This is a genomic window from Pseudomonas spirodelae, assembly GCF_034653255.1.
Classification (GTDB): Bacteria; Pseudomonadota; Gammaproteobacteria; order Pseudomonadales; family Pseudomonadaceae; genus Aquipseudomonas; species Aquipseudomonas spirodelae.
The window spans coordinates 1-24,312 of record NZ_JAYEET010000046.1 but is presented as its reverse complement, the minus strand read 5'-3'; the positions used below and the strand labels follow the sequence as shown (position 1 = coordinate 24,312).

The 24,312-nt window shown below is 60.8% G+C and carries 21 protein-coding genes; 15 read left to right on the top strand and 6 right to left on the bottom strand.

The window, feature by feature from the left end; genetic code table 11:
* Nucleotides 1-52: 52 nt before the first annotated feature.
* Nucleotides 53-709 (bottom strand): thiopurine S-methyltransferase, encoded by a 657-nt coding sequence (locus SOP97_RS15355; RefSeq protein ID WP_322950001.1) that lies wholly within the window; start codon nucleotides 707-709, stop codon nucleotides 53-55.
* Nucleotides 710-886: 177 nt separating this feature from the next.
* Nucleotides 887-2,563: a DEAD/DEAH box helicase gene (locus SOP97_RS15350; RefSeq protein WP_274089422.1), complete on the bottom strand. Its 1,677-nt coding sequence runs from the start codon at nucleotides 2,561-2,563 to the stop codon at nucleotides 887-889.
* Nucleotides 2,564-2,950: 387 nt separating this feature from the next.
* On the opposite strand from SOP97_RS15350, the gene SOP97_RS15345 reads away from it, so the two are divergent.
* Nucleotides 2,951-3,742 (top strand): crotonase/enoyl-CoA hydratase family protein, encoded by a 792-nt coding sequence (locus SOP97_RS15345; RefSeq protein WP_322949998.1) that lies wholly within the window; start codon nucleotides 2,951-2,953, stop codon nucleotides 3,740-3,742.
* Nucleotides 3,743-3,763: 21 nt separating this feature from the next.
* On the opposite strand, the gene SOP97_RS15340 is transcribed toward SOP97_RS15345, so the two are convergent.
* On the bottom strand, nucleotides 3,764-4,537 hold the full coding sequence (locus SOP97_RS15340) for a spermidine synthase (protein ID WP_274089420.1): 774 nt from the start codon (nucleotides 4,535-4,537) through the stop codon (nucleotides 3,764-3,766).
* 161 nt (nucleotides 4,538-4,698) lie between these two features.
* Between SOP97_RS15340 and SOP97_RS15335 the strand changes: the two genes are divergently transcribed.
* The 7 genes from SOP97_RS15335 to SOP97_RS15305 all read left to right on the top strand — a co-directional run bounded on the left by SOP97_RS15335 (nucleotide 4,699) and on the right by SOP97_RS15305 (nucleotide 11,965).
* Nucleotides 4,699-6,036, top strand: coding sequence for a flavin-containing monooxygenase (locus tag SOP97_RS15335; RefSeq protein ID WP_322949996.1), 1,338 nt, complete (start codon nucleotides 4,699-4,701; stop codon nucleotides 6,034-6,036).
* On the top strand, nucleotides 6,036-6,971 hold the full coding sequence (locus tag SOP97_RS15330; protein WP_322949995.1) for a bile acid:sodium symporter family protein: 936 nt from the start codon (nucleotides 6,036-6,038) through the stop codon (nucleotides 6,969-6,971). Before SOP97_RS15335 ends, SOP97_RS15330 begins: the two co-directional genes overlap by 1 nt.
* Entirely contained in the window at nucleotides 6,971-7,753 is a 783-nt protein-coding gene (locus SOP97_RS15325) for an SDR family NAD(P)-dependent oxidoreductase (protein ID WP_322949994.1), read from the top strand. The genes SOP97_RS15330 and SOP97_RS15325 overlap by 1 nt, the downstream gene beginning before the upstream one ends.
* On the top strand, nucleotides 7,753-8,493 hold the full coding sequence (locus tag SOP97_RS15320; RefSeq protein WP_322949992.1) for a sulfite exporter TauE/SafE family protein: 741 nt from the start codon (nucleotides 7,753-7,755) through the stop codon (nucleotides 8,491-8,493). Before SOP97_RS15325 ends, SOP97_RS15320 begins: the two co-directional genes overlap by 1 nt.
* Complete coding sequence (locus tag SOP97_RS15315) at nucleotides 8,490-10,244, top strand: N-acyl-D-amino-acid deacylase family protein (RefSeq protein WP_322949990.1); 1,755 nt, start codon at nucleotides 8,490-8,492, stop codon at nucleotides 10,242-10,244. Before SOP97_RS15320 ends, SOP97_RS15315 begins: the two co-directional genes overlap by 4 nt.
* A gap of 131 nt (nucleotides 10,245-10,375) precedes the next feature.
* On the top strand, nucleotides 10,376-11,722 hold the full coding sequence (locus SOP97_RS15310; protein ID WP_322949988.1) for a class II 3-deoxy-7-phosphoheptulonate synthase: 1,347 nt from the start codon (nucleotides 10,376-10,378) through the stop codon (nucleotides 11,720-11,722).
* A 75-nt stretch (nucleotides 11,723-11,797) separates the two neighbouring features.
* The gene (locus SOP97_RS15305) at nucleotides 11,798-11,965 is read left to right on the top strand and encodes a DUF2897 family protein (RefSeq protein ID WP_322949987.1); all 168 of its coding nucleotides are present in this window, start codon (nucleotides 11,798-11,800) and stop codon (nucleotides 11,963-11,965) included.
* 58 nt (nucleotides 11,966-12,023) lie between these two features.
* Here SOP97_RS15305 and SOP97_RS15300 read toward each other — a convergent pair whose 3' ends face one another.
* The 3 genes from SOP97_RS15300 to SOP97_RS15290 form a co-directional block, all read right to left on the bottom strand.
* On the bottom strand, nucleotides 12,024-12,800 hold the full coding sequence (locus SOP97_RS15300; protein ID WP_322949985.1) for a substrate-binding periplasmic protein: 777 nt from the start codon (nucleotides 12,798-12,800) through the stop codon (nucleotides 12,024-12,026).
* Nucleotides 12,801-12,922: 122 nt separating this feature from the next.
* Complete coding sequence (locus tag SOP97_RS15295) at nucleotides 12,923-13,693, bottom strand: substrate-binding periplasmic protein (protein WP_322950048.1); 771 nt, start codon at nucleotides 13,691-13,693, stop codon at nucleotides 12,923-12,925.
* 117 nt (nucleotides 13,694-13,810) lie between these two features.
* Nucleotides 13,811-14,434: a TetR/AcrR family transcriptional regulator gene (locus SOP97_RS15290; RefSeq protein ID WP_322949983.1), complete on the bottom strand. Its 624-nt coding sequence runs from the start codon at nucleotides 14,432-14,434 to the stop codon at nucleotides 13,811-13,813.
* Nucleotides 14,435-14,676: 242 nt separating this feature from the next.
* Between SOP97_RS15290 and SOP97_RS15285 the strand changes: the two genes are divergently transcribed.
* The 7 genes from SOP97_RS15285 to SOP97_RS15255 all read left to right on the top strand — a co-directional run bounded on the left by SOP97_RS15285 (nucleotide 14,677) and on the right by SOP97_RS15255 (nucleotide 24,237).
* Nucleotides 14,677-16,464 carry an acyclic terpene utilization AtuA family protein gene (locus SOP97_RS15285; protein WP_322949982.1) on the top strand — a complete coding sequence of 596 codons (1,788 nt, stop codon included), beginning with the start codon at nucleotides 14,677-14,679 and terminating at the stop codon, nucleotides 16,462-16,464.
* 131 nt (nucleotides 16,465-16,595) lie between these two features.
* On the top strand, nucleotides 16,596-17,465 hold the full coding sequence (locus tag SOP97_RS15280; RefSeq protein WP_322949980.1) for an SDR family oxidoreductase: 870 nt from the start codon (nucleotides 16,596-16,598) through the stop codon (nucleotides 17,463-17,465).
* Nucleotides 17,466-17,469: 4 nt separating this feature from the next.
* Nucleotides 17,470-19,086: a geranyl-CoA carboxylase subunit beta gene (gene atuC, locus SOP97_RS15275; RefSeq protein ID WP_322949979.1), complete on the top strand. Its 1,617-nt coding sequence runs from the start codon at nucleotides 17,470-17,472 to the stop codon at nucleotides 19,084-19,086.
* Nucleotides 19,087-19,104: 18 nt separating this feature from the next.
* Nucleotides 19,105-20,265, top strand: coding sequence for a citronellyl-CoA dehydrogenase (gene atuD / locus SOP97_RS15270; protein WP_322949977.1), 1,161 nt, complete (start codon nucleotides 19,105-19,107; stop codon nucleotides 20,263-20,265).
* A gap of 133 nt (nucleotides 20,266-20,398) precedes the next feature.
* Nucleotides 20,399-21,196: an enoyl-CoA hydratase/isomerase family protein gene (locus SOP97_RS15265; RefSeq protein WP_322949975.1), complete on the top strand. Its 798-nt coding sequence runs from the start codon at nucleotides 20,399-20,401 to the stop codon at nucleotides 21,194-21,196.
* A gap of 84 nt (nucleotides 21,197-21,280) precedes the next feature.
* Nucleotides 21,281-23,269, top strand: coding sequence for an acetyl/propionyl/methylcrotonyl-CoA carboxylase subunit alpha (locus tag SOP97_RS15260; protein ID WP_322949973.1), 1,989 nt, complete (start codon nucleotides 21,281-21,283; stop codon nucleotides 23,267-23,269).
* A gap of 143 nt (nucleotides 23,270-23,412) precedes the next feature.
* Nucleotides 23,413-24,237 (top strand): SDR family oxidoreductase, encoded by an 825-nt coding sequence (locus SOP97_RS15255; protein WP_322949972.1) that lies wholly within the window; start codon nucleotides 23,413-23,415, stop codon nucleotides 24,235-24,237.
* Nucleotides 24,238-24,312 lie beyond the last annotated feature (75 nt).

The window sequence follows — 24,312 nt, the reverse complement described above, 5'->3', positions numbered from 1 at the left end:
TCGACAGCAATGAAAAAGGCGACCCTCGGGTCGCCTTTTTTCGAGCAACGATTTACTGCCTGCGCAGTTGATACACCCGCTCCTCGAGGCGCTCCAAGCCGCGCTTGAGAAATCTCCAGTTTTCGCCCAGCACATCGGCACTGGCTAAGCCCTGCAGCTGCCAATTGGCCGCAAACAAGCGTTGCACCTCGTCATCTGCCACCGCAAAGGGCGGCCCCTCCATTTGCGCCTGATCATAGTCCAGCGTAACCAATAGGCCCTGACAACCGGCGGGCAGAATTTGTGTCAAGTGCGCCACATAGCGCTCGCGCATCGGTTCAGGCAGGGCGATTAATGCGGCACGGTCATAAAGGGCAACACAGCCAGCAAGCTGCTGCGCCGTCAGGGCAAAGAAATCACCACAATAAATCTCCACATTACCAGCCTGGTAATGCCTGAAAGCCCCCACTTCACTTATCACCGGCTGCAGCTCATGCTCCGCGAAGAAGTCCTCGACCGCGCGCTGCGCCAGCTCAACCCCCGTAACCTGATAACCCTGCCCAGCCAACCAGGCCAAATCCAGGCTCTTGCCACACAACGGCACCAGCACCCGAGCGCCCTCAAGCAAACCTAGCGCCGGCCAATAACGCTGCAGATAGGGGTTGACCTCAGATAAGTGGAAGCCGATTTCACTGCGCGACCAACGCGCTTGCCAGAACTCTGCGTGCATACCGCCCCCCTGTAAGTATTCAACTGTGGATCCTGCCGCAAAGCGACCGAAAAGACCAAGCGGCAAACAGTGCCCTAACCAACCACTCACGGCAAAGCCGATGCTCAGCAAGGTAAAAAAATCGATGCGCATAAAAAAGCCCCGCACTAGGCGGGGCTTTTTTGACTCAACGAAGCATTAATCTTCACGATAACGACGCAGCTTGAGCGGCTTGCCACCCACGCGGGTGTCTTTCAGCTTGCCCAGCAGACGATCAAGACCTTCTTCCGGTAGCTCGACCAGGCTGAAGCTCTCGCGCACCTGGATGCGGCCGATGTCTTCACGGGCCAAGTCGCCTTCATTAAGGATGGCACCGAGCAGGTTCTTCGCGGCGATACCGTCGCGCGCGCCCAGCGCAGTACGGCAACGCGCCTTACCTTCACTCAACGGTACTGGGGCACGACGCTCACGGCCGCCTTCACGATCAGGACGCTCACTGCGCTCGCTACGCTCACGCGGAGCACCACCACTACCCGGTACCAACGGCTGGTCACGCTGAACTTCAGCCAGGGTCAGCGCTTGACCATTGGTGGCCTTGCGCAGCAGGGCCGCAGCCAACGCACGCGGGCTGCAACCGATGTCAGCAGTCAGGCGATCCAGCAGCTCACCGTGGCTGGCTTCAGCATCAGCCACCAGCGGCGCCAGGCTGTTGGTCAGCTTCTTGATGCGCGCGTCCAGCACTTGCTGGGCGTCCGGCAATTTAACTTCACCAACCTTCTGGCCAGTTACACGCTCAATTACCTGCAGCATGCGGCGCTCACGTGGGGTGACCAGCAGCAGCGCACGACCGGTACGGCCAGCACGGCCGGTACGGCCAATACGGTGTACATAGGACTCTGGGTCGTATGGCATGTCCACGTTCATCACGTGGGTGATGCGCGGTACGTCGAGGCCGCGAGCGGCCACGTCGGTGGCGATCACGATGTCCAGACGGCCATCTTTCAGCGAGTCGATCACACGCTCACGCTGATTCTGCGCGATGTCGCCGTTCAGGGCAGCAGCCTTGTAGCCCTTGGCTTCCAGCGCGGCGGCCAGATCCAGGGTGGCTTGCTTGGTGCGCACGAAACCGATCAGCGCGTCGAATTCTTCGACTTCCAGCAGACGCAGTACAGCGGCGTGCTTTTGGTCGGCGTGAACCATCAGGTGCACCTGCTCAATGGCAGTTACGGTCTGAGTTTTGGTTTCGATCTTGACGTGCTTAGGGTCACGCAGGTGCTTTTCAGCGATGGCACGGATCGAATGCGGCAGCGTGGCGGAGAACAGCACGCTCTGACGGCTTTCCGGCATGGCCTTGAAGATGACTTCAAGGTCATCCATAAAGCCCAGCTTGAGCATCTCGTCAGCTTCGTCGAGGACCAGGTGCTGAATGGTCGACAGCACTTTCTCGTCACGACGCAGGTGGTCAACCAGACGACCCGGCGTGGCGACAACAATCTGTGCGCCATTACGGATGGCTTTCAGCTGCGGGCCCATCGGTGCACCGCCGTATACGGCGATGACATTAACGCCCGGCATTTGCTTGGCATAGGTTTCAAACGCGGTGGCAACCTGCAAGGCCAGCTCACGGGTCGGCGCGAGGATCAGCGCTTGTGGCTGACGCTTGGCCGGGTCGATACGGCTGAGGATTGGCAGGGCGAAGGCAGCGGTTTTACCGGTACCGGTCTGCGCCTGGCCGATCATGTCGTGGCCGGCGAGGATTACTGGAATTGCTTGAATCTGAATAGCCGAAGGCTCTTCATAGCCAGTGGCAATTACCGCAGCGAGAACATTGGGGTGTAGATCGAGAGCGGCGAAGCCGCCGATTTCCTGGGTCATGGGTCTGCCTCAAGTGCATCCGCAAAGACCCATATTCCAAAGCTACGCATGCCGTGTAAGACCCGAAAGTCACCCTGGCAGCCATGTCGGCGGGGATTTGCGAAAACGTGTGATAAATGAATCGTCAAGGATAGTCCGCAAAACGGACTAACTGCCGAAGTTAACCTCCGGGCGAGCTGTACTACCTGAACGTGGCCAAGAATTGACCGGCGCGCACTATACCGGAAAACCTGGCCGATGTGCCTGTTTTTCATCAGCCCAACCATAAAAAAAGCATACATAACGCCTATAACGTGCCATTCAGCCATCCTCTGATAGCCTCAAACAGCAACGCTGCAACAACCTCAAGCCTAAGCCCACTCACCCTGCGCACAAGGACTCCCGATCATGACTTCAAGCACCAGCGGCCGTGTCAGCCGTGAAAAACGCGGCCAGATCATGCTGATCGGCCTGGACCGAGCGAGCAAACGCAACGCCTTTGACCTGCCCATGCTTGATGACATGTGCCGGGCTTATGGTGAGTTCGAGCGCGATAGCGAGGCGCGGGTGGCGCTGGTCTTTGCTCACGGCGAGCACTTCACCGCCGGCCTGGACCTGGCCAATGTGGCAGCGCAGTTTGCTGCTGGCTGGAAGATCCCTGAAGACGGCTGCGACCCGTGGGGCGTGTTCGGCGGGCTACGGGTGAGCAAACCGGTGATCGTCGCCGCGCAAGGCTACTGCTTCACCATCGGCATCGAGCTGATGCTGGCCTCGGACATTAACCTGTGCGCGAGCAACACCCGCTTTGCGCAGATGGAGGTGCAACGCGGCATTTTCCCGTTTGGCGGCGCGACCCTGCGCATGCACCAAACAGCCGGCTGGGGAAACGCCATGCGTTGGCTGCTGACGGGCGATGAATTCGATGCCCATGAAGCCTATCGGCTAGGGCTTATTCAAGAAGTGCTGGCCAGTGAGGAATTACTGCCCAAAGCGCTCTGGCTCGCCGAGCGCATTGCCGCGCAAGCCCCGCTGGGCGTGCAAGCCACACTGGCCTCGGCCCGCCAGGCCGTGGTCGAAGGTCAGGCCGCCGCGACCGCCAGCTTGCACCCCACCGTGACCCGACTGATGGCCAGCGAGGATGCCCAGGAAGGCATAAACGCCATGCTCGAGCGCCGTCCCGGCGACTTTAAGGGGCGCTGACCCAGGTATCCGCGTGCCTAATCAGGTCGCCGGACGCACCGCCTTAATCAACGATTCCAGCGAATAACCAAACTGCGGCGCCAGCAATGCATTGCGCCGCAGCAGCTCGTCAACGTCTAGCTGCTGGTCCATATCGGCCGGCACCAGCAACACCACGTTGCCCTCCTTCACCGGACACTCCCAGTAATGCCGATGATAGAGGCCGCGCAGCAGCGGTGCGCCCAATGGCTTACCGTCGCTACCGGCCCACTGATTGATAATCAGCCAACCGCCGGGGTTGAGTTGCTTCTGGCAGTTTTCCAGAAAACGCCAGGCCAAATGCCCAGTCGCCGGACCGTGATCGGTATACAGGTCGACGAACAGCAGGTCGGTCTTTTCCGCGCTTTCCAGCAATTCCAGGGCATCACCAATGCGAATCGTCAGCCGCGGATCGTCCTCCAGGCCCATATGCTCCATGGCCAGGCGCGGCACATCGGCGCGCAGCTCGATCACCTCAACATCATCCAGCGGCAAAAACTTCAGACACGCCTGGGTCAGGTTGCCGGCACCCAAGCCAAGAAACAACGCAGTTTCCGGATGCTCATGGCACAAGGCGCCAAGCAGCATCGCGCGGGTGTAGTCGTACTCCAGCCAGCTTGGGTCGGGCATGTAGACGCAGCTCTGCTCGATCGCCTCACCGAACTCAAGAAAACGGTAAGCGCCCATTTCGACCACTTGAATAACCCCAAAGGCATCGTGCACTTCGGCGATCAACAACGGGTCGGGCATCTGACCAACCGGGGGTAAACCTGGCATCCACCACTCTCCACCGTGACATCCCCGACCATTTCGGCCAGAGCAAAGGCGCCAATTGTCATTGAGGTGCACCGCCTGGGTCACGCAATAATTAACCACCTTGCAGTTCAGGGCCGTAGCCGCTGAACAACTACAACTATAAGAAAGCATTGAGGTTTGCCATGTACGCCATTATTGGTGCCGGCCCTATGGGGCTGTGCACAGCCCGTCAACTGCATAAACACGGCATCGACTTTGTCGGTTTCGAGCTGCACGCGGATGTCGGCGGCCTGTGGGATATCGATAACCCGCACAGCACCATGTACGACTCGGCGCACCTGATTTCCTCCAAGGGCACCACCCAGTTCAGCGAGTTTCCGATGCGCGATGAGGTGGCGGCTTACCCTCATCACCATGAAATGCGCCGCTACTTTCGCGACTACGCCGAGCACTTCGACCTGTATGCGCATTACCAATTCAGCACCCGCGTGGTCGACATTCAACGCCTGGACAAGGGCTTGAAGCTGATCAGCGAGCACGCTGGCGTGCAGCGCGAATGGCGATTCGACGGTGTATTGATCGCCAATGGCACCCTGCACACGCCCAACCAGCCAGCGCTGCCCGGCGAGTTTACGGGCGAGCTGATGCACTCCAGCGCCTACCGTTCGGCAGCGATATTCGAGGGTAAGCGTGTGCTGGTGATCGGCTGCGGTAACTCCGCCTGCGACATTGCCGTGGACGCCGTGCACCGCGCGGCCTCGGTGGACCTGTCGGTGCGCCGTGGTTATTACTTCTTACCCAAGTTCGCTCTGGGCCGGCCCACCGACACCCTGGGTGGTGCGATCAAGCTGCCGCGACCGCTCAAACAGTTGCTCGATGGCCTGCTGGTGCGCGCACTGGTCGGCAAGCCGTCGCAATACGGCTTACCCGACCCGGATTACAAACTCTATGAGTCGCACCCGGTGATGAACTCACTGGTGCTGCACTACCTCGGCCATGGTGATATCAAGGCGCGCCGCGACATCGCCAAGGTCGACGGCCGGCAGGTGACGTTCAGCGACGGCGAAATGGCCGAATACGACCTGATACTTCAAGGCACCGGCTACAAGCTCGACTACCCCTTTATCGACCGCGCGCACCTCAACTGGCCGAGCAACGCTGGTGCGCCGCAGCTGTATCTCAATGTCTTCCACCCGGAATACGACGACCTGTTCATGATGGGCATGGTCGAGGCCTCAGGCCTGGGCTGGCAAGGCCGCGACGAACAGGCTGAGCTGGTGGCGCTGTATATCAAAAACCTGCACGCCGACACGGCTGCCGCCAAAGAGCTGCAGACAGTCAAACATGAGCGGGCGAGCATTCGCCTGGATGGCGGCTACCGGTACCTGCAACTGGAGCGCATGGCCTACTACGTGCACAAAGACAGCTATCGTCAGTGCATCGCGCAGCACAGCCAACGTCTGCGCGCCGGCCTAGCCGCTGCGCCTAACGCCAGCCAAGTCACGGCAAGGAGCGTGTGATGGAAGCCGTGCATATTCAGTTCGACCCCAGCAGCCTGGTGCTGATCAATATCATCGTCGCGGTGATGATGTTCGGCGTCTCCCTCGACCTGCGCGGCGAAGACTTCAAGCGTATTCTGCGTGCGCCCAAAGCGCCGGTGATTGGCCTGATAGCCCAGTTTCTGCTGCTGCCAGCACTCACCTGCTTAGCCTGCTGGGCGCTGCGCATCGACCCACAACTGGCGCTGGGCATGACCTTGATTGCGGCCTGCCCCGGCGGCAGCTTCTCCAACATCATGACCTGGATGGCACGCGGCAGCGTCGCCGTGTCGGTGAGCATGACCGCCGTATCCAGCGTTGCAGCCAGCCTGCTGACGCCGCTCAACTTCGGTCTCTACGCCTGGCTTAACCCCTACACCCGGCCACTACTGAGCGAAATCGCCATGGACCCACTGAGCCTGCTACTCATGGTGATTCTGGTACTCGGTGTACCGTTGGCGCTGGGCATGTATATCGGCCGGCGCTTCCCTGGCCTGTCGCGCAAAGTAGAGAAGCCTCTGCGGGTTTTCGCCCTGGCGGTGATGCTGGGCTTCGTCGCCCTCGCCTTTGGCAAGAACTTCGACCAATTTCTCAGCCACTTCCACCTGTTCTTCTGGCTGGTGGTCGCGCACAACGCCCTGGCACTGAGCATCGGCTACGGCTGCGCCCGGTTAAGCCGCCTGCCAGAGGCTGAACGCCGCGCCATCACCCTGGAGGTCGGCATCCAGAATTCCGCCCTGGGCCTGGTGATCATCTTCACCTTCTTCCCACAGGTCACCGGCATGCTGCTGATCGCCGCCTTTTGGGGCTGCTGGCACCTGGTTTCGGGCATGGCCTTGGCCTACTACTGGTCACGCCGCCCGCCGGCTGCCGACACCTTAGTGCCAGCGCAACTGGCTGCCGTCGGAGAAAAATAATGCACAGCGTATTGATTACCGGGGCCGCCAGCGGCCTCGGCTGGGAGCTTGCGCGCGTCTATTACGCCAAGGGCTGCAACCTGTTGCTCACCGACATCAACGCCGAGGGCCTGGCCAAGCGTGTGAACGAGCTGGGCACAAAGCGCGTACTGGGGCTGGCGGGCGACATCACTGATCCCGCCCTGCACCAGCAATTGCTGCACACCTGCGCCGAACGCTTCGGCAGACTGGATGTGCTGATCAACAACGCCGGCATCACCCATCGCTCGCCGACCATGCAGACTGACCCCGCCGTGTTGCGCAAGGTCATGGCGGTGGATTACCAAGCCCCCGTCGAGCTGACCCTCAGGGCTCTGCCGCTGCTGCGCCAGAGCCGTGGGCAGATTATCGCCATCGGTTCCATGGCGGGCTGGATGCCGGTGCTCGGTCGCGCCGGTTATTGCGCCGCGAAAAGCGCCCTAAGCCAATTCTTCGAGGTGCTGCGCGCCGAAACCACGCGCGACGGCATTCGCATGCTGCTGGTTTACCCAAGCTTTCTCGACACCCCCATTGAGCAGAACGCCTTGGGCGGTGATGGCCAACAAGCCCGCCATGGCCGCTCCACCATCGGCACTATTCGCGGCGCCGACTGGATGGCCGCGCAAATCCTGTCGGCGCAAATACAAGGCCGCGAGCGCCTGTTCCCCGACCGTGGCAGCTGGCTGGCCAGCCTGCTCTGGCGCATCGCCCCGGGCTTTTACTACCGCAAGATGAGCGCGCGCTTCGCCGCGGAGATGGGCTGATGGATGTTATCTGGCTGGCCCTCGGCGGCTTTATCCTGCTGGCGTATACCCTTGAGGCGATTACCGGTTTCGGCAGCATCGTCATCGCCCTGTCGCTCGGCGCCTTGCTACTGCCCATCGAGCAGTTGCTACCTGTGCTGGTGCCGCTGAATATCTGCATGACCGGCTACCTGGCCTGGCGTCACCGGCAGATGATCGACCGCCGCCTGCTGCTGGGCATGATCCTGCCTGGCATGGTTGCCGGCACCCTGCTCGGCTATGCGCTGCTGCCCTATCTGGATGCGGTCCTGGCCAAGCGCCTGTTTGGCGCGCTGGTGCTGTGGTTTGCCGTCCGCGAACTGTGGCGTTTGCGCCACAACAGCGCCGCTCACCTGCGCCCATTGTGGCTTAGCCGACTGATCAGCCTGTGTGCCGGTATCAGCCACGGCCTGTTCGCCTCCGGCGGCCCCTTGCTGGTATTCGCCCTGGCCGGCACCGCACTGGATAAGGCACGCCTGCGCGCCACCCTGGTCACTGTATGGTTCACCCTCAACAGCCTGCTGACCATCGCCTTCCTGCTCGATGGTCGCCTGCTGCCAGCGCTGCCACAAGTGGCGTGCTATGCACCGTTGCTGCTGGTCGGCGTATGGCTCGGCGAGCGCCTGCACCAACGCTTCAACGAACAACACTTTCGCATCGCCATTTACCTGTTGCTGCTGGTCACTGGCTGCCTGCTGCTCGCGCCCTGGAGTCTGCTATGAACTACGACGTCATCATCAAAAACGGCCTGTATTTCGACGGCAGCGACCAACCCGGACAATTGCGCCATGTCGGCATCAAGGATGGACGCATTGATGTGCTCAGCTTCAGCCCGCTGGATGAAAGCGGCTGCGCCGAGGTGCTCGACGCCACTGGCAAATGGGTGACGCCGGGCTTTCTGGAAATCCACTCGCATTACGACGCCGAAGTGATCGCCGCGCCGGCGCTAAAAGAATCCGTGCGCCACGGTGTCACCAGCGTCACCATCGGTTCCTGCTCGATCAGCATGGTGCTGGCCGACGCCCAGGACTGTTCGGATCTGTTCACCCGCGTCGAAGCCGTGCCACGTGAATACGTGCTGCCGATCCTGCAAGAGAAGAAAACCTGGCGCGACGCCGCCGGTTACCGCGCCTTCTACGACCAGCACGCCCTCGGGCCGAATGTCAGCTCGTTCCTCGGCCATTCCGAGTTACGCGTGGCGGTCATGGGCCTTGAGCGCGCCACCTCGGAGATCACCCCGACCGAGGCAGAGTTGCAGCGCATGGAGCAACTGCTGGAAGAAGCGCTGGACGCCGGTTGCATCGGCCTCTCGGTCATGACCACGCGCCTGGACAAGATGGACGGCGACCGCGCCTGGTCCAGCCCGTTGCCGTCGACCTTCGCCAGCTGGAAGGAATTCTCCCGCCTGTTCGCCATCCTCCGTCGGCGTGGCGCAGTGATGCAGGGCGCGCCGAATGCGGTGACCAAGGTCAACGTGTTTGCCTTCCTCTATCAAGCCCACGGCTGGTTCCGCAAGCCGCTGAAATGCTCAATGCTCACTGCCCTGGACCTCAAGTCACAGCCGCTGCTGCACCGTTTCACCCGTCTTTCCGGCTGGCTGGCCAATACCGTGTTGCGTGGTCACTTCCGCTGGCAGACCCTGCCAGCGCCGTTCACCCTGCGCCTGGAAGGGCTCAACGTGAACGCTTTCGAGGAGTTCGGCGCCGGCGAGATTCTGCGCAACATCAAAGACCCGGACGAACTCTACGCCAAGGTGCTGGAGCCGGAGTTCCGCACGCTGTTCAAGAAGCAGGTCAAAGCCGTGCTGACCAAGGGTCTGTGGCACCGCGATTTCTCTGATTGCTGGGTTACCGAATGCCCGGACGCCAGCCTGGTCGGCAGAAACTTTAAACAACTCGGTGAGGCCCGTAACCTGGACCCGGTCGACGCCTACTTTGAACTGGCCTGCCAGTACCGCGAAGACCTCAAGTGGACCACCTGCTACGGCAACCAGCGCCTGCCGGTGATGCACAAACTGCTGTCCAGCCCCTGGACCCAACCGGGCTTTGCCGACTCCGGCGCGCACCTGCGCTCCATTGCCCAGTACAACTTCCCGCTGCGTTTCCTTAAATATGTGCGCGACGCCGAACTGGCCGGCACGCCGTTTATGGACACGGGCCACGCCATCCATCGCTTAAGCGGCGAGCTGGCGGACTTTATCGGTGTGGATGCCGGCACTATCCGCGTCGGCGACCGCGCGGATGTGGTGATCGTTAATCCCGCAGGGCTGACCGATGCACTGGATGACATCCACGAAGCCCCCATGGAAGTGCTCGGCCTGGAGCGGGTGGTTAAACGCAATGATGAGGCCGTGGATGCAACCCTGATCAACGGTCGCATCGCCTATCGCCTTGGCCTGGAATACCCCGCCGAATTGGGTCAACAACAAGGCTTTGGGCGCTTTTTACCGGGACGCGATGTGCTGCCACGCTAATGACTTCGCTATCCAGCGTAAAAGGCAGCCACAGCATCATGCAGAGGCTCTATCACGGTGATCAGCTTGAAGCGACGGACTTATCGGTTACCATGCCCGTCCGCCTAAATTGACCTAAGCCGAGAGCCGCAATGTCGCAACCCTGGAGCCCTGAAAGCTGGAGAACCAAGCCAATCCAGCAACAACCGCAGTACCCGAACGCCGCGCAACTGGCGCAGGTTGAGCGGACCCTGGCCGGTTATCCGCCGCTGGTGTTTGCCGGTGAAGCCCGCGAACTGCGTCGCCAGTTTGCCGAAGTCACCCAGGGTCGCGCGTTTCTCCTGCAGGGCGGCGATTGCGCCGAGAGTTTTGCCGAGTTCAGCGCGGCAAAAATCCGCGACACCTTCAAGGTGCTGCTGCAAATGGCCATCGTCATGACCTTTGCCGCCGGCTGCCCGGTGGTCAAAGTCGGGCGCATGGCCGGGCAGTTCGCCAAGCCGCGTTCGGCCAACGATGAAACCATCGACGGCGTGACCCTGCCGGCCTACCGCGGCGATATCGTCAACGGTATCGGCTTCGACGAGAAAAGCCGCGTGCCGGACCCGGAGCGCCTGCTGCAGGCCTACCACCAGTCCACCGCCTCGCTGAACCTGTTGCGCGCCTTTGCCCAGGGTGGCTTTGCCGACCTGCATCAGGTGCACCAGTGGAACCTCGACTTTATCGCCAACTCGGACCTGGGCGAGAAGTACAGCGCCCTGGCTGACCGCATCGACGAGACCCTGGCCTTTATGCGCGCCTGCGGCATGGACGGCGCGGCGCAAGTGCGCGAAACCAGCTTCTTTACCGCCCACGAAGCGCTGCTGCTGAACTACGAGCAGGCCTTTGTGCGCAAGGACAGCCTCACTGGCGGTTTCTACGACTGCTCGGCGCATATGCTGTGGATCGGCGACCGCACCCGTCAGCTGGACGGCGCGCACGTTGAATTCCTGCGCGGCGTCGGCAACCCGATCGGGGTGAAAGTCGGCCCGAGCATGGACAGCGAAGACCTAATCCGCCTGATCGATATCCTCAACCCGGATAACGATCCCGGCCGCCTCAACCTGATCGTGCGCATGGGCGCCGACAAGGTCGAAGCCGGCCTGCCGCGCCTGATCCAGACCGTGCAGCGTGAAGGCCGCCAGGTGCTGTGGAGCTCAGATCCGATGCACGGCAACACCATCAAGGCCTCAAGCGGCTACAAGACCCGCGACTTTGCGCAAATCCTGGCTGAAGTGAAGCAGTTCTTCGCCGTACACCAGGCCGAGGGCAGCTACGCGGGCGGCATCCATATCGAGATGACCGGGCAGAACGTCACCGAGTGCATCGGCGGCGCGCGGCCGATTACCGAAGACGGCCTGTCGGATCGTTACCACACCCATTGCGACCCACGGATGAATGCCGACCAGTCGCTGGAACTGGCCTTCCTGATCGCTGAAACCCTCAAACAAGTCCGCCGCTAGACCCTTGCCGGCGGCTGATCGGACAGATCCGCCGCCGACAGGTATGGTGAATACTTGCCACAGGAGGACTCTCTCATGACTTGGTATATCTGGCTGTTTATTATTTTGGTGCTGGGCTCCATCGTCGGCGGCCTGATGGTGCTGCTGCGCACCGCTAAACCGCTACCATTAAGCGACGAGCAACTGACAAAGATTCATCAACGCGAACGTGAGCAGAAAGCCAAGGACGCCGGCGAAAACTAAGGCTAAGTACCACGCCAGCGCCTCTATCGCTACCCAAGGTGAAGCCTACGGCTGATGGCTAAGGCGCTGTAGACAACTCAACCTGACCAGCGCGCGGTAAGACGCGGATCTGATAACGGCTGAAAATCTTCAACAGCTGACCGTTGTCACGCAACGACTCAAAGATCGCCATAAATTGCTCAGGCTCGATAGGCGCCCCAGGGCGTAGCAGCACATGGTGGCGATAGCGCTGATCCATCCGCTCGGAAATCAGCAGCTGCCCGGCGTATTGCCGGTTACGCTCAAGAAAGTCGCCTAAATAAGAACGCGTGACCAACGCAATGTCGGCACGCTTACGCAAGACCATCAGCAAGCTGCTGTCATGGGAATGATTCAAGGTGGCGTTGAAGGTTTTGCTCAGGTAGTCAGGGTCGGAATTAAACTCGGCAAAGGCATAGTTGTAGCCATGGTAAAGCGCCAAACGCTTACCGTTTAACGTGTCGAAATAACCTTGATCACGCCCTTGCTCAGCGCGGGCAACAAACACCTCCGAGTCTTCCAGACGCATATCCAGGGCAACATGCTGAATTTGCTGCCAGCCCCAGTTCGGATTTTCGAAAATTGCCAGGTCCAGGCGGCCTTGCTCAAAGTCAGCAAAGCGGCGCTTTATAGCCGTTGGCACCATGACAAAACGATAGTCAGTCTGAGCGTGGTTAAGCGCGGTGAGCAGCTCGCGGAGTAAGCCCGGCGACTGTGCCCCAACTTGCTCAGCCTTGAATACATAGGGCGGAAAATACACCGCCGCAACCCGCACATCCTGTGCAGCGAGTAGCGGCGCGGATAATGGCAGAGCCATGCACACACCGCCCACTCGACTTAGCCAGCGCCTGATAAAGCCCATAGCAGCGAACATCCTTATTAATCAATGTACGCAGCCTACTCCAGGAAAACCTGACCAAACAGTGCGCTTTAAGTCACTTATTGCACGGATAGGTCACGTAAATGGTAGCGACTGAGTAACTTGTCCAACTGCTGACTGCGGTGGAGCAGTTTGAGCAGCTCGGCAAATACAGGCGGTGAAATGGCCGACTGCGGGCGAAACAACGCCTGATGCTGATAGACCTGATCAACCCGTTGGGAAATTAGCAGCGCACGGCTTTGTTCGGGGTAGTGCTGCTGGTAAGCCTGCAGGTAAGAGCGCGTCACCACCGCCACATCCGCTCGCCCGCGCAGCAGCATGATCAAATTACTGTCGTGGGAGTAAGTCAGAACCGCGTTGAATTGATCAGCGAGAAACTGCTTGTCCGCGTTGAACCCGGCAAAGCCATAGTGATAGCCGCTGTAGAGGGCCATGCGCTTGCCCTTGAGGTCATCGAAATAATGCTCGTCGCGTCCCGCCTGCATGCGCGCGACATACAGTTCGGCATCCTCGATCTGCAGATTCAGAGCCGTGTGGGCAATGCCCTGCCAGCCCCAGGTCGGCGATTCGAAAAGTATCAGATCGAAGCGCCCGCTTTGTAAGTCGCGGTACCGGCGCATGGTCGAGGTGGCAACCAGCGTAAAGCGGTACTCGCTCTGCTGTTGATTAAGCGCATGCAGCAACTCGGGTAATAGACCGCCTGCGCGCTCACTGTCCGGTTTAATCACATAAGGCGGAAAATGGTAGGCCCCCACTCGGACCTCTACTGCGGCCTGCGCAACGCAGGCCAGAGAAAGCATCAAGCCAAGTAGCAACGCTTTTAACAACATGGCCAAGTGGAACCTCAATGCAAACGACGCGCGGCAACTTAGTGGGCGGACTACATGACTCGAAGTCCAATGGCGCCAAAATACTATCAAAGTGCCATACAGCGAAGCTCAATCTACTCAGGTTTCCTTAATAACCAATGACAATGCTTCTTTGGCCAGCTGATCAAGGGAAATGGCCCCCTCGGGACGGAACCAGGTATTGGTCCAACTCAACGCACCCGTGAGCAGACGACGCATGATGAAGGGATCGGCCTTGAAGTAACCGGCCGCCTTGGCCTCACCCAGCACCTCAAGCCATAGCCGCTCGTAGTTATCGCGCAGCTCAAGGATAAACGCCTGGCCTGGCTCTGACAGCGAACGCCACTCATACACCAGCACCGCCATGGCCTCACCGGTACCGCCCATAATCGACTGCAGCTCGCATCGGATCAGCGCCAGCACGCGGCCGCGAAGGTCAGTCGCCTGCGCCAGCGAGGCCTGCATCAGCGCGGTGTTGTAACGAATGGTCTCCTCCATCACCGAACGCAGGATTTCATCCTTGCTCTTGAAGTGATGAAAGATGCTGCCGGACTGAATGCCCACGGCGCTGGCCAAGTCACGCACCGTGGTGCGCTCGTAGCCCTTACTGCGAAACAGGTGCGCGGCGGTTTGCAGCAGCTTGCCACGCGCACTTTCCGGGTCAGTGATCTGCCCGCTGGCCACCAGATCGCGCATCACCGCCTGAGCTTGTTGATCATCCACGCTAAGTACTCTCCAACTCTCTTTATGCCTCAAGCCAACCTAATCAAGCCTGCAATCACAGGCTTATTCTCGGCAGGTTTACCCAAGTGCTTGTCGTTATTGGTGAAATTTATGCTGCACCGGCCACCCAAGCAAGCGCTTGGCCACACTTTAGGTCAGAAAGATTCACTTTGGGGCTTTGCAACCAAGCGCTTGCTTGGTAGCCTCAGTTCACCTTATTCATGTGTTGCGGACCTACTCCAATGACTAAAACCGTACGCATCGGTTGCGCCTCTGCCTTCTGGGGCGACACCAGCACCGCCGCCGCCCAACTGGTAAAAGGCTCCGAGCTGGATTACCTGGTATTTGACTACCTGGCCGAAGTCACTATGTCGATCATGGCCGGCGCGCGGATGAAGAAGCCGGACGCAGGCTACGCCACCGACTTCGTGGAAACTCTCGCGCCGCTGCTGGCGGAGATCGCGCAGAAGAACATCCGCGTGATCAGCAACGCCGGCGGGGTCAACCCCAGCGCCTGCGCTGCGGCCCTGGCGGCTGCGTGTGAACAGGCTGGCGTGCAGCTGAAGATCGCCGTGCTGCATGGCGACAACCTGCAACCCAAGCTCGGCGAGCTGGCCAAGGCTGGCACACTGGAGATGTTTACCGGCGCTGCGCTGCCGCCCTTCTGTGTCTCGGTCAACGCCTATCTCGGCGCGCCGGGCATCGTCGAAGCCCTGAAGCTGGGTGCAGATATCGTTATTACCGGCCGCGTCGTCGACAGCGCCGTGGTCAGCGCGGCCTTAGTACATGAATTCAACTGGGCCTGGAACGACTTCGACCAGCTCGCTCAAGCCGCACTGGCCGGGCACATCATCGAATGTGGCGCGCAGTGCACCGGCGGCAATTTCACCGACTGGGAAAGCGTGCCGGACTATGAACATATCGGCTTCCCGCTGGTGGAAGTAGCCGCCGATGGCAGTTTTGTCGTGAGCAAACCCGAGGGCTCCGGCGGTTTGGTCACGCCTCTTACAGTAGGCGAGCAGATGCTCTATGAAATCGGCGACCCACGGGCGTACTACCTGCCCGATGTGCTCTGCGATTTCACCCAGGTGCAACTGCGCCAAGTCGGCGCAAACCGCGTTGAGCTGAAAGGCGCACGCGGTCTGCCGCCGACCGCTCAGTACAAAGTCAGCGCTACCCACCCGGACGGTTTCCGCTGCACCGCCAGTTGCCTAATGGCGGGCATCGACGCGGTGAAGAAAGCCCAGCGCGTCAGCCAGGCCATCATCAACAAAACCGAGGAGCTGTTCGCCGAGCGCGGCTGGGGCCCTTATAAAGAAGTCAGCATCGAACTGCTCGGCTCCGAGGCGACCTACGGCCCACGCGGCCAGCGTGCCGACACCCGCGAAATCGTGATCAAGATCGCCGTACGCCACGCGAAGAAAGAAGCGCTGATCCTGTTCTCCCGCGAGATCGCTCAAGCCGCGACTGGCATGGCTCCGGGCCTGACCGGCATCGTCGGCGGCCGCCCGACGGTTTACCCGGTTATCCGTCTGTTCAGCTTCCTGGCCGACAAATCAGCCTGCCAGCTGCAAGTCGAAATCGACGGTGAACGCACCTCTGTCGCCCTGCCACAGATTGCGGTACTGGATAGCGCGCAGATTGCCGCCGATAGCACCGCCCCACTGCCAAACGCTCAGGCCGAGGTTAGCGTGCCGATGATCAAGCTGGCCGTGGCGCGCTCCGGCGACAAGGGTAACCACAGCAATATCGGCGTAATGGCCAGAAAGCCCGAGTACTTGGCCTGGATCGCGGCTGCGCTAACAGAAGGCGCCGTGGCCGAATGGATGCAGCACGCACTCGACCCACAAACCGGAAAAGTCAGCCGTTGGTATCTACCCGCCAGCCACAGCCTGAACTTCCTGCTGGAGAACGCCCTCGGCGGCGGCGGCGTCGCCTCCCTGCGCATCGACCCGCAAGGCAAGGCGTTCGCTCAGCAACTGCTGGAGTTCCCGATACCTGTGCCCAAGGCGCTGGCAGAAAACCTGTGATCCCTAGGGTGGGTTATAGCCGCAGGCGTAACCCACCAAAACCTCAGCCGAGCAGGTCATGAGGCAACGTATATACGGTGGGTTACGCCGCTTCGCGGCTAACCCACCCTACGACGAGGACGATAACAACAATGGCATACGACTCAGTCTTTAAACCCGGCCTGTTTGACGGCCAGACCATTATGGTCACCGGTGGCGGCAGCGGCATTGGCCGTTGCACCGCCCATGAGCTGGCGCATCTAGGTGCCCACGTGGTGCTGGTGGGGCGCAAGCTGGAAAAACTGGAAAGCACCTGCGGCGAAATTATCGAAGACGGCGGCCAAGCCAGCTTTCAGGTCTGCGATATTCGCGATGAGGAAGCCGTCAAGGCCATGGTCAAAAACGTGGTCGCCGAGCGTGGGCAGATCCATCACCTGGTCAACAACGCCGGCGGGCAGTTCCCCGCGCCGCTGATTGGCATCAACCAGAAAGGCTTCGAGACCGTGGTGCGCACCAACCTGGTCGGCGGCTTTCTGATTGCCAAGGAAGTATTCCTGCAAAGCATGAGCAAACACGGTGGCAGCATCGTCAACATGCTCGCCGATATGTGGGGCGGCATGCCGGGCATGGGCCACTCGGGCGCAGCGCGCGCCGGCATGGAGAACTTCACCAAAACCGCCGCCTATGAATGGGGGCACGCCGGCGTGCGGGTAAACGCCGTGGCACCGGGCTGGATCGCCTCCAGCGGCATGGACACTTACCCCGAATCGATGAAAACCATGATCCGCAACCTCAAGGACCATGTGCCGCTGCAACGCATCGGCAGCGAATCGGAGGTGGCCGCCGCCATCGTCTTCCTGCTCACGCCGGGCGCCAACTTCATCAGCGGCAACACCATCCGCATCGACGGCGCAGCCAGCCAGGGCACCCGTGCCTGGACGCTTGGCAAAGCGAAAGACAGCGAGTCCTATAACGGCTTCCATCGGGCCTATGTGCCCGATGTTTTAAAAGGTCAGGAGTAACGCCATGCCGGTTATCCAATCCGAGATTGACGTACATGGTGAGGAGTTCGCGAAAAACCGCGAGGCCATGCTCGCCGCTGTGGCCAGCTTTCGCGACATCGAGCAGAACTGCCTGAACAAGGCCGCCGCCGCCAAAGAAAAATTCGATAAGCGTGGTCAGTTACTGCCGCGTGAACGCCTGAATCTACTGCTCGACCCCGGCGCACCTTTTTTGGAGTTGTCGTCGCTGGCCGGCTACAAGCTGCACGATGACAAAGACGGCACCCAGGCTGGTGGCGGGATTATTTCCGGCGTTGGTTATATCGCCGGCGTGCGCTGCCTGGTCACCGCCAGCAACAGCGCGATCAAGGGCGGCACCATCTCCCCCACGGGGTTGAAAAAGACCCTGCGCCTGCAGCAGATCGCCTTCGAGAACAAACTGCCAGTGGTCACCCTGGCCGAAAGCGGCGGCGCCAACCTCAACTACGCCGCCGATATTTTCGTTGAAGGCGCACGCGGCTTTGCCAATCAGGCGCGCATGTCGGCCATGGGCCTGCCACAAATCACCGTGGTGCATGGCTCGTCTACTGCTGGCGGGGCTTATCAACCGGGGCTATCAGATTACGTGGTGGTGGTGCGCGGCAAGGCCAAGATGTTCCTCGCCGGCCCGCCGCTGCTGAAAGCCGCCACCGGAGAAATCGCCACCGATGAGCAACTGGGCGGCGCCGAGATGCATGCCCAAGTCGCCGGCACCGCCGAATACCTGGCCGAGAACGACGCCGATGGCGTGCGTATTGCCCGCGATATTCTCGCCATGCTGCCGTGGAATGCGCAGTTACCCACGCGCCCGGTTAAGACCTACAGCGAACCGCTGTACCCGGTCGAAGAGCTGCTCGGCCTGGTGCCAGCCGACGCGAAGAAGCCCTATGACGTACGCGAGATCATCGCGCGCATCGCCGACGGCTCAGCCTTCCTCGACTTCAAAAACGAGTTCGACAACCAGACGGTCTGCGGCCACTTGCAGATCGAAGGCCAGCCCTGCGGCTTTATCGGCAACAACGGCCCGATCACCCCGCAAGGTGCAGCCAAAGCGGCGCAGTTCATCCAGCTGTGCGAGCAGAGCAACACGCCGATTCTGTTCTTCCACAACACCACCGGCTTTATGGTCGGCACCGAATCGGAACAACAGGGCGTGATCAAACACGGCTCGAAAATGATCCAGGCGGTGGCCAATTGCACAGTGCCAAAACTCACCATCGTCGTCGGCGGCTCCTACGGCGCCGGCAACTACGCCATGTGCGGCCGTGGCCTGGACCCGCGCTTTATCTTCGCCTGGCCCAACAGCAAAACCGCGGTCATGGGCGGCGCCCAGGCCGGCAAGGTGCTGCGTATCGTCACCGAAGATAAACACGCCAAGGAAGGCAAAGAAGCCGACCCGAAGATGCTCGACATGCTGGAAACCGTTACCGCACAGAAGCTCGACAGCCAGTCTACTGCGCTGTACAGCACCGCCAGCCTGTGGGACGACGGCCTGATCGACCCGCGTGACACGCGCAAGCTGCTCGGCTACCTGCTGGATATCTGTGCAGAAGCCGCTGTGCGCCAACTTAAAACCACCACTTTCGGCGTAGCCCGCCTGTAACCCTTCGGAGAACAAGAAATGATCTTTACCCAAGAACACGAAGAGCTGCGCCGTACGGTCCGTAACTTTGTCGACAAGGAAATCAACCCGCACGTCGAGCAGTGGGAAAAAGACGGGCGCTTCCCGATCCACGAGATTTTCAAGATGGCCGGCGACCTGGGTCTGCTGGGCATCTCCAAGCCGGAGAAATTCGGCGGCATGGGCCTGGATTACAGCTACTCGGTCGTCGCGGCCGAAGAATTCGGCACCATCATCTGCGGTGGCATCCCGATGTCCATCGGCGTGCAAACCGATATGTGCACCCCTGCCCTGGCGCGCTTTGGCTCCGATGAGCTGCGCGAAGAGTTCCTTAAGCCTGCGATCAGCGGCGAGATGGTTGGCTGTATTGGCGTCTCCGAAGTGGGTGCCGGCTCCGATGTGGCCGGGCTAAAAACCACCGCCAAGAAAGACGGCAGCGACTATGTGATCAACGGCAGCAAGATGTGGATCACCAACTCGCCATCTGCTGACTTTATCTGCCTGCTGGCCAATACCAGTGACGACAAGCCGCACATCAACAAGTCGCTGATCATGGTGCCGATGAACACCCCAGGTATTACCCTCAGCCCGCACCTGGACAAGCTCGGCATGCGCAGCTCAGAGACCGCCCAGGTGTTCTTTGACAACGTCCGTGTGCCGCAGCGCAACCGCATCGGCCATGAAGGCGCAGGCTTTATGATGCAAATGCTGCAATTCCAGGAAGAGCGCCTTTTTGGCGCCGCCAACATGATCAAAGGCCTGGAACACTGCATCAACGCCACCATCGACTACTGCAAAGAGCGCAAAACTTTCGGCAATGCGCTGATCGACAACCAGGTCATCCACTTCCGCATGGCCGAACTGCAGACCGAAATCGAGTGCCTGCGCGCCCTGGTCTACCAGGCCACCGAGCAGTATGTACGCGGCAAAGATGTGACCAATCTGGCCTCCATGGCCAAGCTCAAGGCCGGCCGCCTGGGCCGTGAAGTGACCGACAGCTGCCTGCAGTACTGGGGCGGCATGGGCTTTATGTGGGACAACCCGGTATCGCGCGCTTACCGCGATGTACGCCTGGTGAGCATCGGCGGCGGGGCCGACGAAATCATGCTGGGCATCATCTGCAAGCTGATGGGCATTCTGCCGGGTAAAAAGAAAGGTTAGAGGCAGCGCCGTTGGATGGGTTGAGCGTAGCGATACCCATCAACTCAGACACGATGGATATCGACGCTTCGCGCCTCAACCTGCGCGGCCCGACCCATCCTACGTTTCAGCGCACCTGTAAGAGGAATATCGGATGCCCGCTCTACCCAACTGCGAAACCCTCCTGCTAAACCTTGAAGGCGGTGTACTGCACGTCACCCTCAACCGCCCGGACAACCGCAATGCCATGAGCCTGACCATGGTCAGCGAATTACGCGCGGTGCTGGAAAGCTTGCAACACGACTTGAGCGTGCGCGCCATCGTGTTGCGCGGTGCCGGCGGACACTTCTGCGCCGGTGGCGATATCAAGGACATGGCCGGCGCCAGATCGGCCGGTGGCGATGCCTACCGCAACCTGAATCGTGCCTTCGGCAGCCTGCTGGAAGAAGCGCAGAGCACGCCGCAGGTGCTGATTGCCGTACTCGAAGGCGCGGTGCTCGGCGGTGGATTTGGTTTGGCCTGCGTCTCGGACATTGCCATCAGCCATCAGGATGCCAAGTTCGGCTTGCCGGAAACCACCCTGGGCATTCTGCCGGCGCAGATTGCGCCCTTCGTGGTCAAGCGTATCGGCCTGACCCAGACCCGGCGCCTGGCCCTGACCGCCGCCCGCTTCAATGGCAGCGAGGCCGAACGCTTGGGCCTGGTGCATTTCAGCGAAACCACTAGCGAAGCGGTGGATGTGCGTCTGCACCAAGTACTTAGCCAGGTACGCCAATGCGCGCCCCAGGCCAATGCCCAGACCAAAGCCCTGTTGCTGGCCGCAGAAAACGAAGCACTCGGACCTTTGCTGGACCGCGCCGCCGAGCAGTTTGCTGCAGCGGTAACCGGTGACGAAGGCGTCGAGGGCACCATGGCCTTTATGCAGAAACGTGCGCCGAAGTGGGCACATTAGCCGCAAACAAACCGTAGCCCGGATGCAATCCGGGAACGCCATCCCCGGATTGCATCCGGGCTACGCATAAGCAGGAGCACACAGATGCCCGCCTTTAACAAGATTCTGATCGCCAACCGTGGGGAAATCGCCTGCCGGGTGATGCGCACCGCCCAGGACCTCGGCTACCGCACCGTAGCCGTTTACTCGCAGGCCGACGCCGACGCACGCCATGTGCAACAAGCCGATGAAGCCGTGTGCATCGGCCCAGCGCAGGTCAATCAGTCGTACCTGGTGATCGACAACATCATCAAAGCGGCTCAGCAAACCGGCGCCGATGCGATACACCCCGGCTACGGTTTTCTCTCGGAGAACGCCGATTTCGCCCGCGCCTGCGAGGCTGCCGGCATCGTGTTTATCGGCCCCACCGTCGAGGCCATCCACCTGATGGGCAGCAAACGCCTGTCGAAGATCGCCATGCTCGAAGCTGGCGTGCCGTGCATTCCCGGCTATGAAGGCGCGGCCCAGGATGAACAAACCCTGATCCGCGAAGCCGGCCGTATCGGCTACCCACTGATGATCAAAGCCAGCGCCGGCGGCGGTGGCCGGGGCATGCGCCTGGTTCACCACGCCAGTGAACTGGCCGAGCAAATCCGCACCGCCCGCTCGGAGGCGCAAAACGCCTTCGGCTCGGGCGAGCTGATTCTTGAACGCGCAGTGATCCAGCCGCGCCATGTGGAAATCCAGGTATTTGGCGATAGCCAAGGCAATATCGTTTACCTCGGCGAGCGCGACTGCTCGGTGCAGCGCCGCCACCAGAAAGTGGTCGAGGAAGCGCCCTGCCCGGTGATGACGCCAGAACTGCGCCAAGCCATGGGCGAGGCGGCAGTCAAAGCCGCCGCCTCGGTGAACTATGTCGGTGCTGGCACCGTGGAGTTTCTGCTCGATCAGAGCGGTGAATTCTTCTTCCTGGAGATGAACACCCGCCTGCAGGTCGAGCATCCGGTCACCGAGCTGATCACAGGGCAAGACTTGGTTGCTTGGCAGATACGCGTGGCCGAAGGCCAACCGCTGCCGCTCCAGCAGGACGAGATTCGCCTAACCGGCCACGCCATGGAAGTGCGCCTGTACGCCGAAGACGCCACGCAGAACTTCCTGCCGCAAACCGGCACCGCGCTGCGTTGGGAGCCGGCGCTGCGTGACGGCATCCGTATAGACCACGGCCTGGTTGAAGGCCAAACCATCAGCCCGTTCTACGACCCGATGCTGGCCAAGGTCATCGCCTACGGCGCGACCCGCGAAGAAGCGCGGCGCAAGCTGGTGCGCGCGGTTGAAGATTGCGTGCTGCTGGGCGTGAATGGCAACCAGCGTTTTCTCGCCAACCTGCTCAGCCACCCCGAGTTTGCCGCTGGCAACGCCACCACCGCGTTTATCGCCGAGCACTTCGCCGGTGACCCAAGCCTAAGCCCGCAACCGCCCACAGCCCGCGAACTGGCAGCCGCTGCTGCCCTGTTGTTCCAGCAATCAGCCAATGCCCGTGCGCATCAAGGCGGCCTGGCCGGTTGGCGCAATGCCGGCAGCGCGCCGTGGCGCTTTGTGCTTAAACACGGCGAGCAGAACTACAACGTGGCACTGCACGTGATTGCCGACGGCCCACAACCCAGCCTACTGGCCACGTTTGGCGAACAGCAGGTCAACCTCACGCTGCTAGCCAGCGACGGCCGCTGGGCCACCCTGGAACTGGACGGCATTCGCCAACGCCTGGCTTATCACCTGGATGGCGACAACCTCTGGCTATATGGCCACAACGGCAACCTGCAGCTGAGCGACATCACTCACCAGCCGGTTAGCAGCGCGGCGGGTGCTGGCTCGGGCAGCGTCAAGGCGCCGATGGACGGCGCCATAGTCGAGGTACTGGTCGAGGAAGGCAGCAGCGTCACTAAGGGCCAACTGCTGGTGGTGCTGGAAGCGATGAAAATGGAGCATCCGCTCAAGGCCAGCATCAACGGCGTAGTCCGCCGGATTGGCGTGAGCCGCGGCGATCAGGTGAAAAACCGTCAGCTGCTAGTGGAGATCGAAGCCAGCGATGACTAACCACTGAGTCGTAGGATGGGTTGAGCAACGCGATAGCCATCGACAGGCGACATTGGTGGGTATCGCTGCGCTCAGCGGAACGCCGCCCGACCCACCCTACAGAAGTGATCCAGACGAATAACCACAAATCACGGAGCAAACCCATGTCACTGCTAGGTAAAACCCTGTTTATCACCGGTGCCAGCCGTGGCATCGGCCGTGAAATCGCCCTGCGCGCCGCGCGTGACGGCGCCAATATCGTGATCGCGGCAAAAAGCGCTGAGCCCCATGCCAAGCTGCCCGGCACCATCCACTCGGTGGCCGCCGAAGTTGAGGCTGCAGGTGGTAAAGCACTGGCCCTGCAAGTCGATGTGCGTGACGAGAACGCGGTAAAAACTGCCATGGCCCAGGCCGCTGAGCACTTCGGCGGCATCGATGTAGTGATCAACAACGCCGGCGCGATCAAACTGGTCGGTGTGGAAAAGCTCGAACCCAAGCGTTTCGATCTGATGTTCCAGATCAACACCCGCGCGGTGATGGTGTGTAGCCAGGCCGCCCTGCCGTTCCTTAAGCAGAGCAGCAACGGCCATATCCTCAATCTGTCGCCGCCGCTGAATATGGACAGCAAGTGGTTTGCCCAACACGGCCCCTACACGGTCACCAAGTACGGCATGAGCATGCTTACCCTGGGCATGCATGAAGAGTTCAAGAAGTACGCCATCAGCGTCAATTCGCTGTGGCCGAAAACCATGATCGCCACCGCTGCCATCGAGTTCGAGCTGGGCAGCCGCGATGCCTTCAAGCGCGCACGCACGCCTGCGATCATGGCCGATGCGGCTCACGCCATCCTCAGCAGCCAAGGGCGCAGCATCAGCGGGCGCTTGCTGATCGACGAAGACCTCCTTCGCGAGCAGGGTCAGAGCGATTTCGAGCAGTACCGCTTCGACCCGCAAGGCGGTGCGCTGATCCCTGACTTGTTTGTCGACTAAACGACCTACTGACGCTCCCCCCTGGCTATTGGCAAAAGCAGCAGCCGGGGGGGGGGGGGGGGGGGGGGGGGGGGG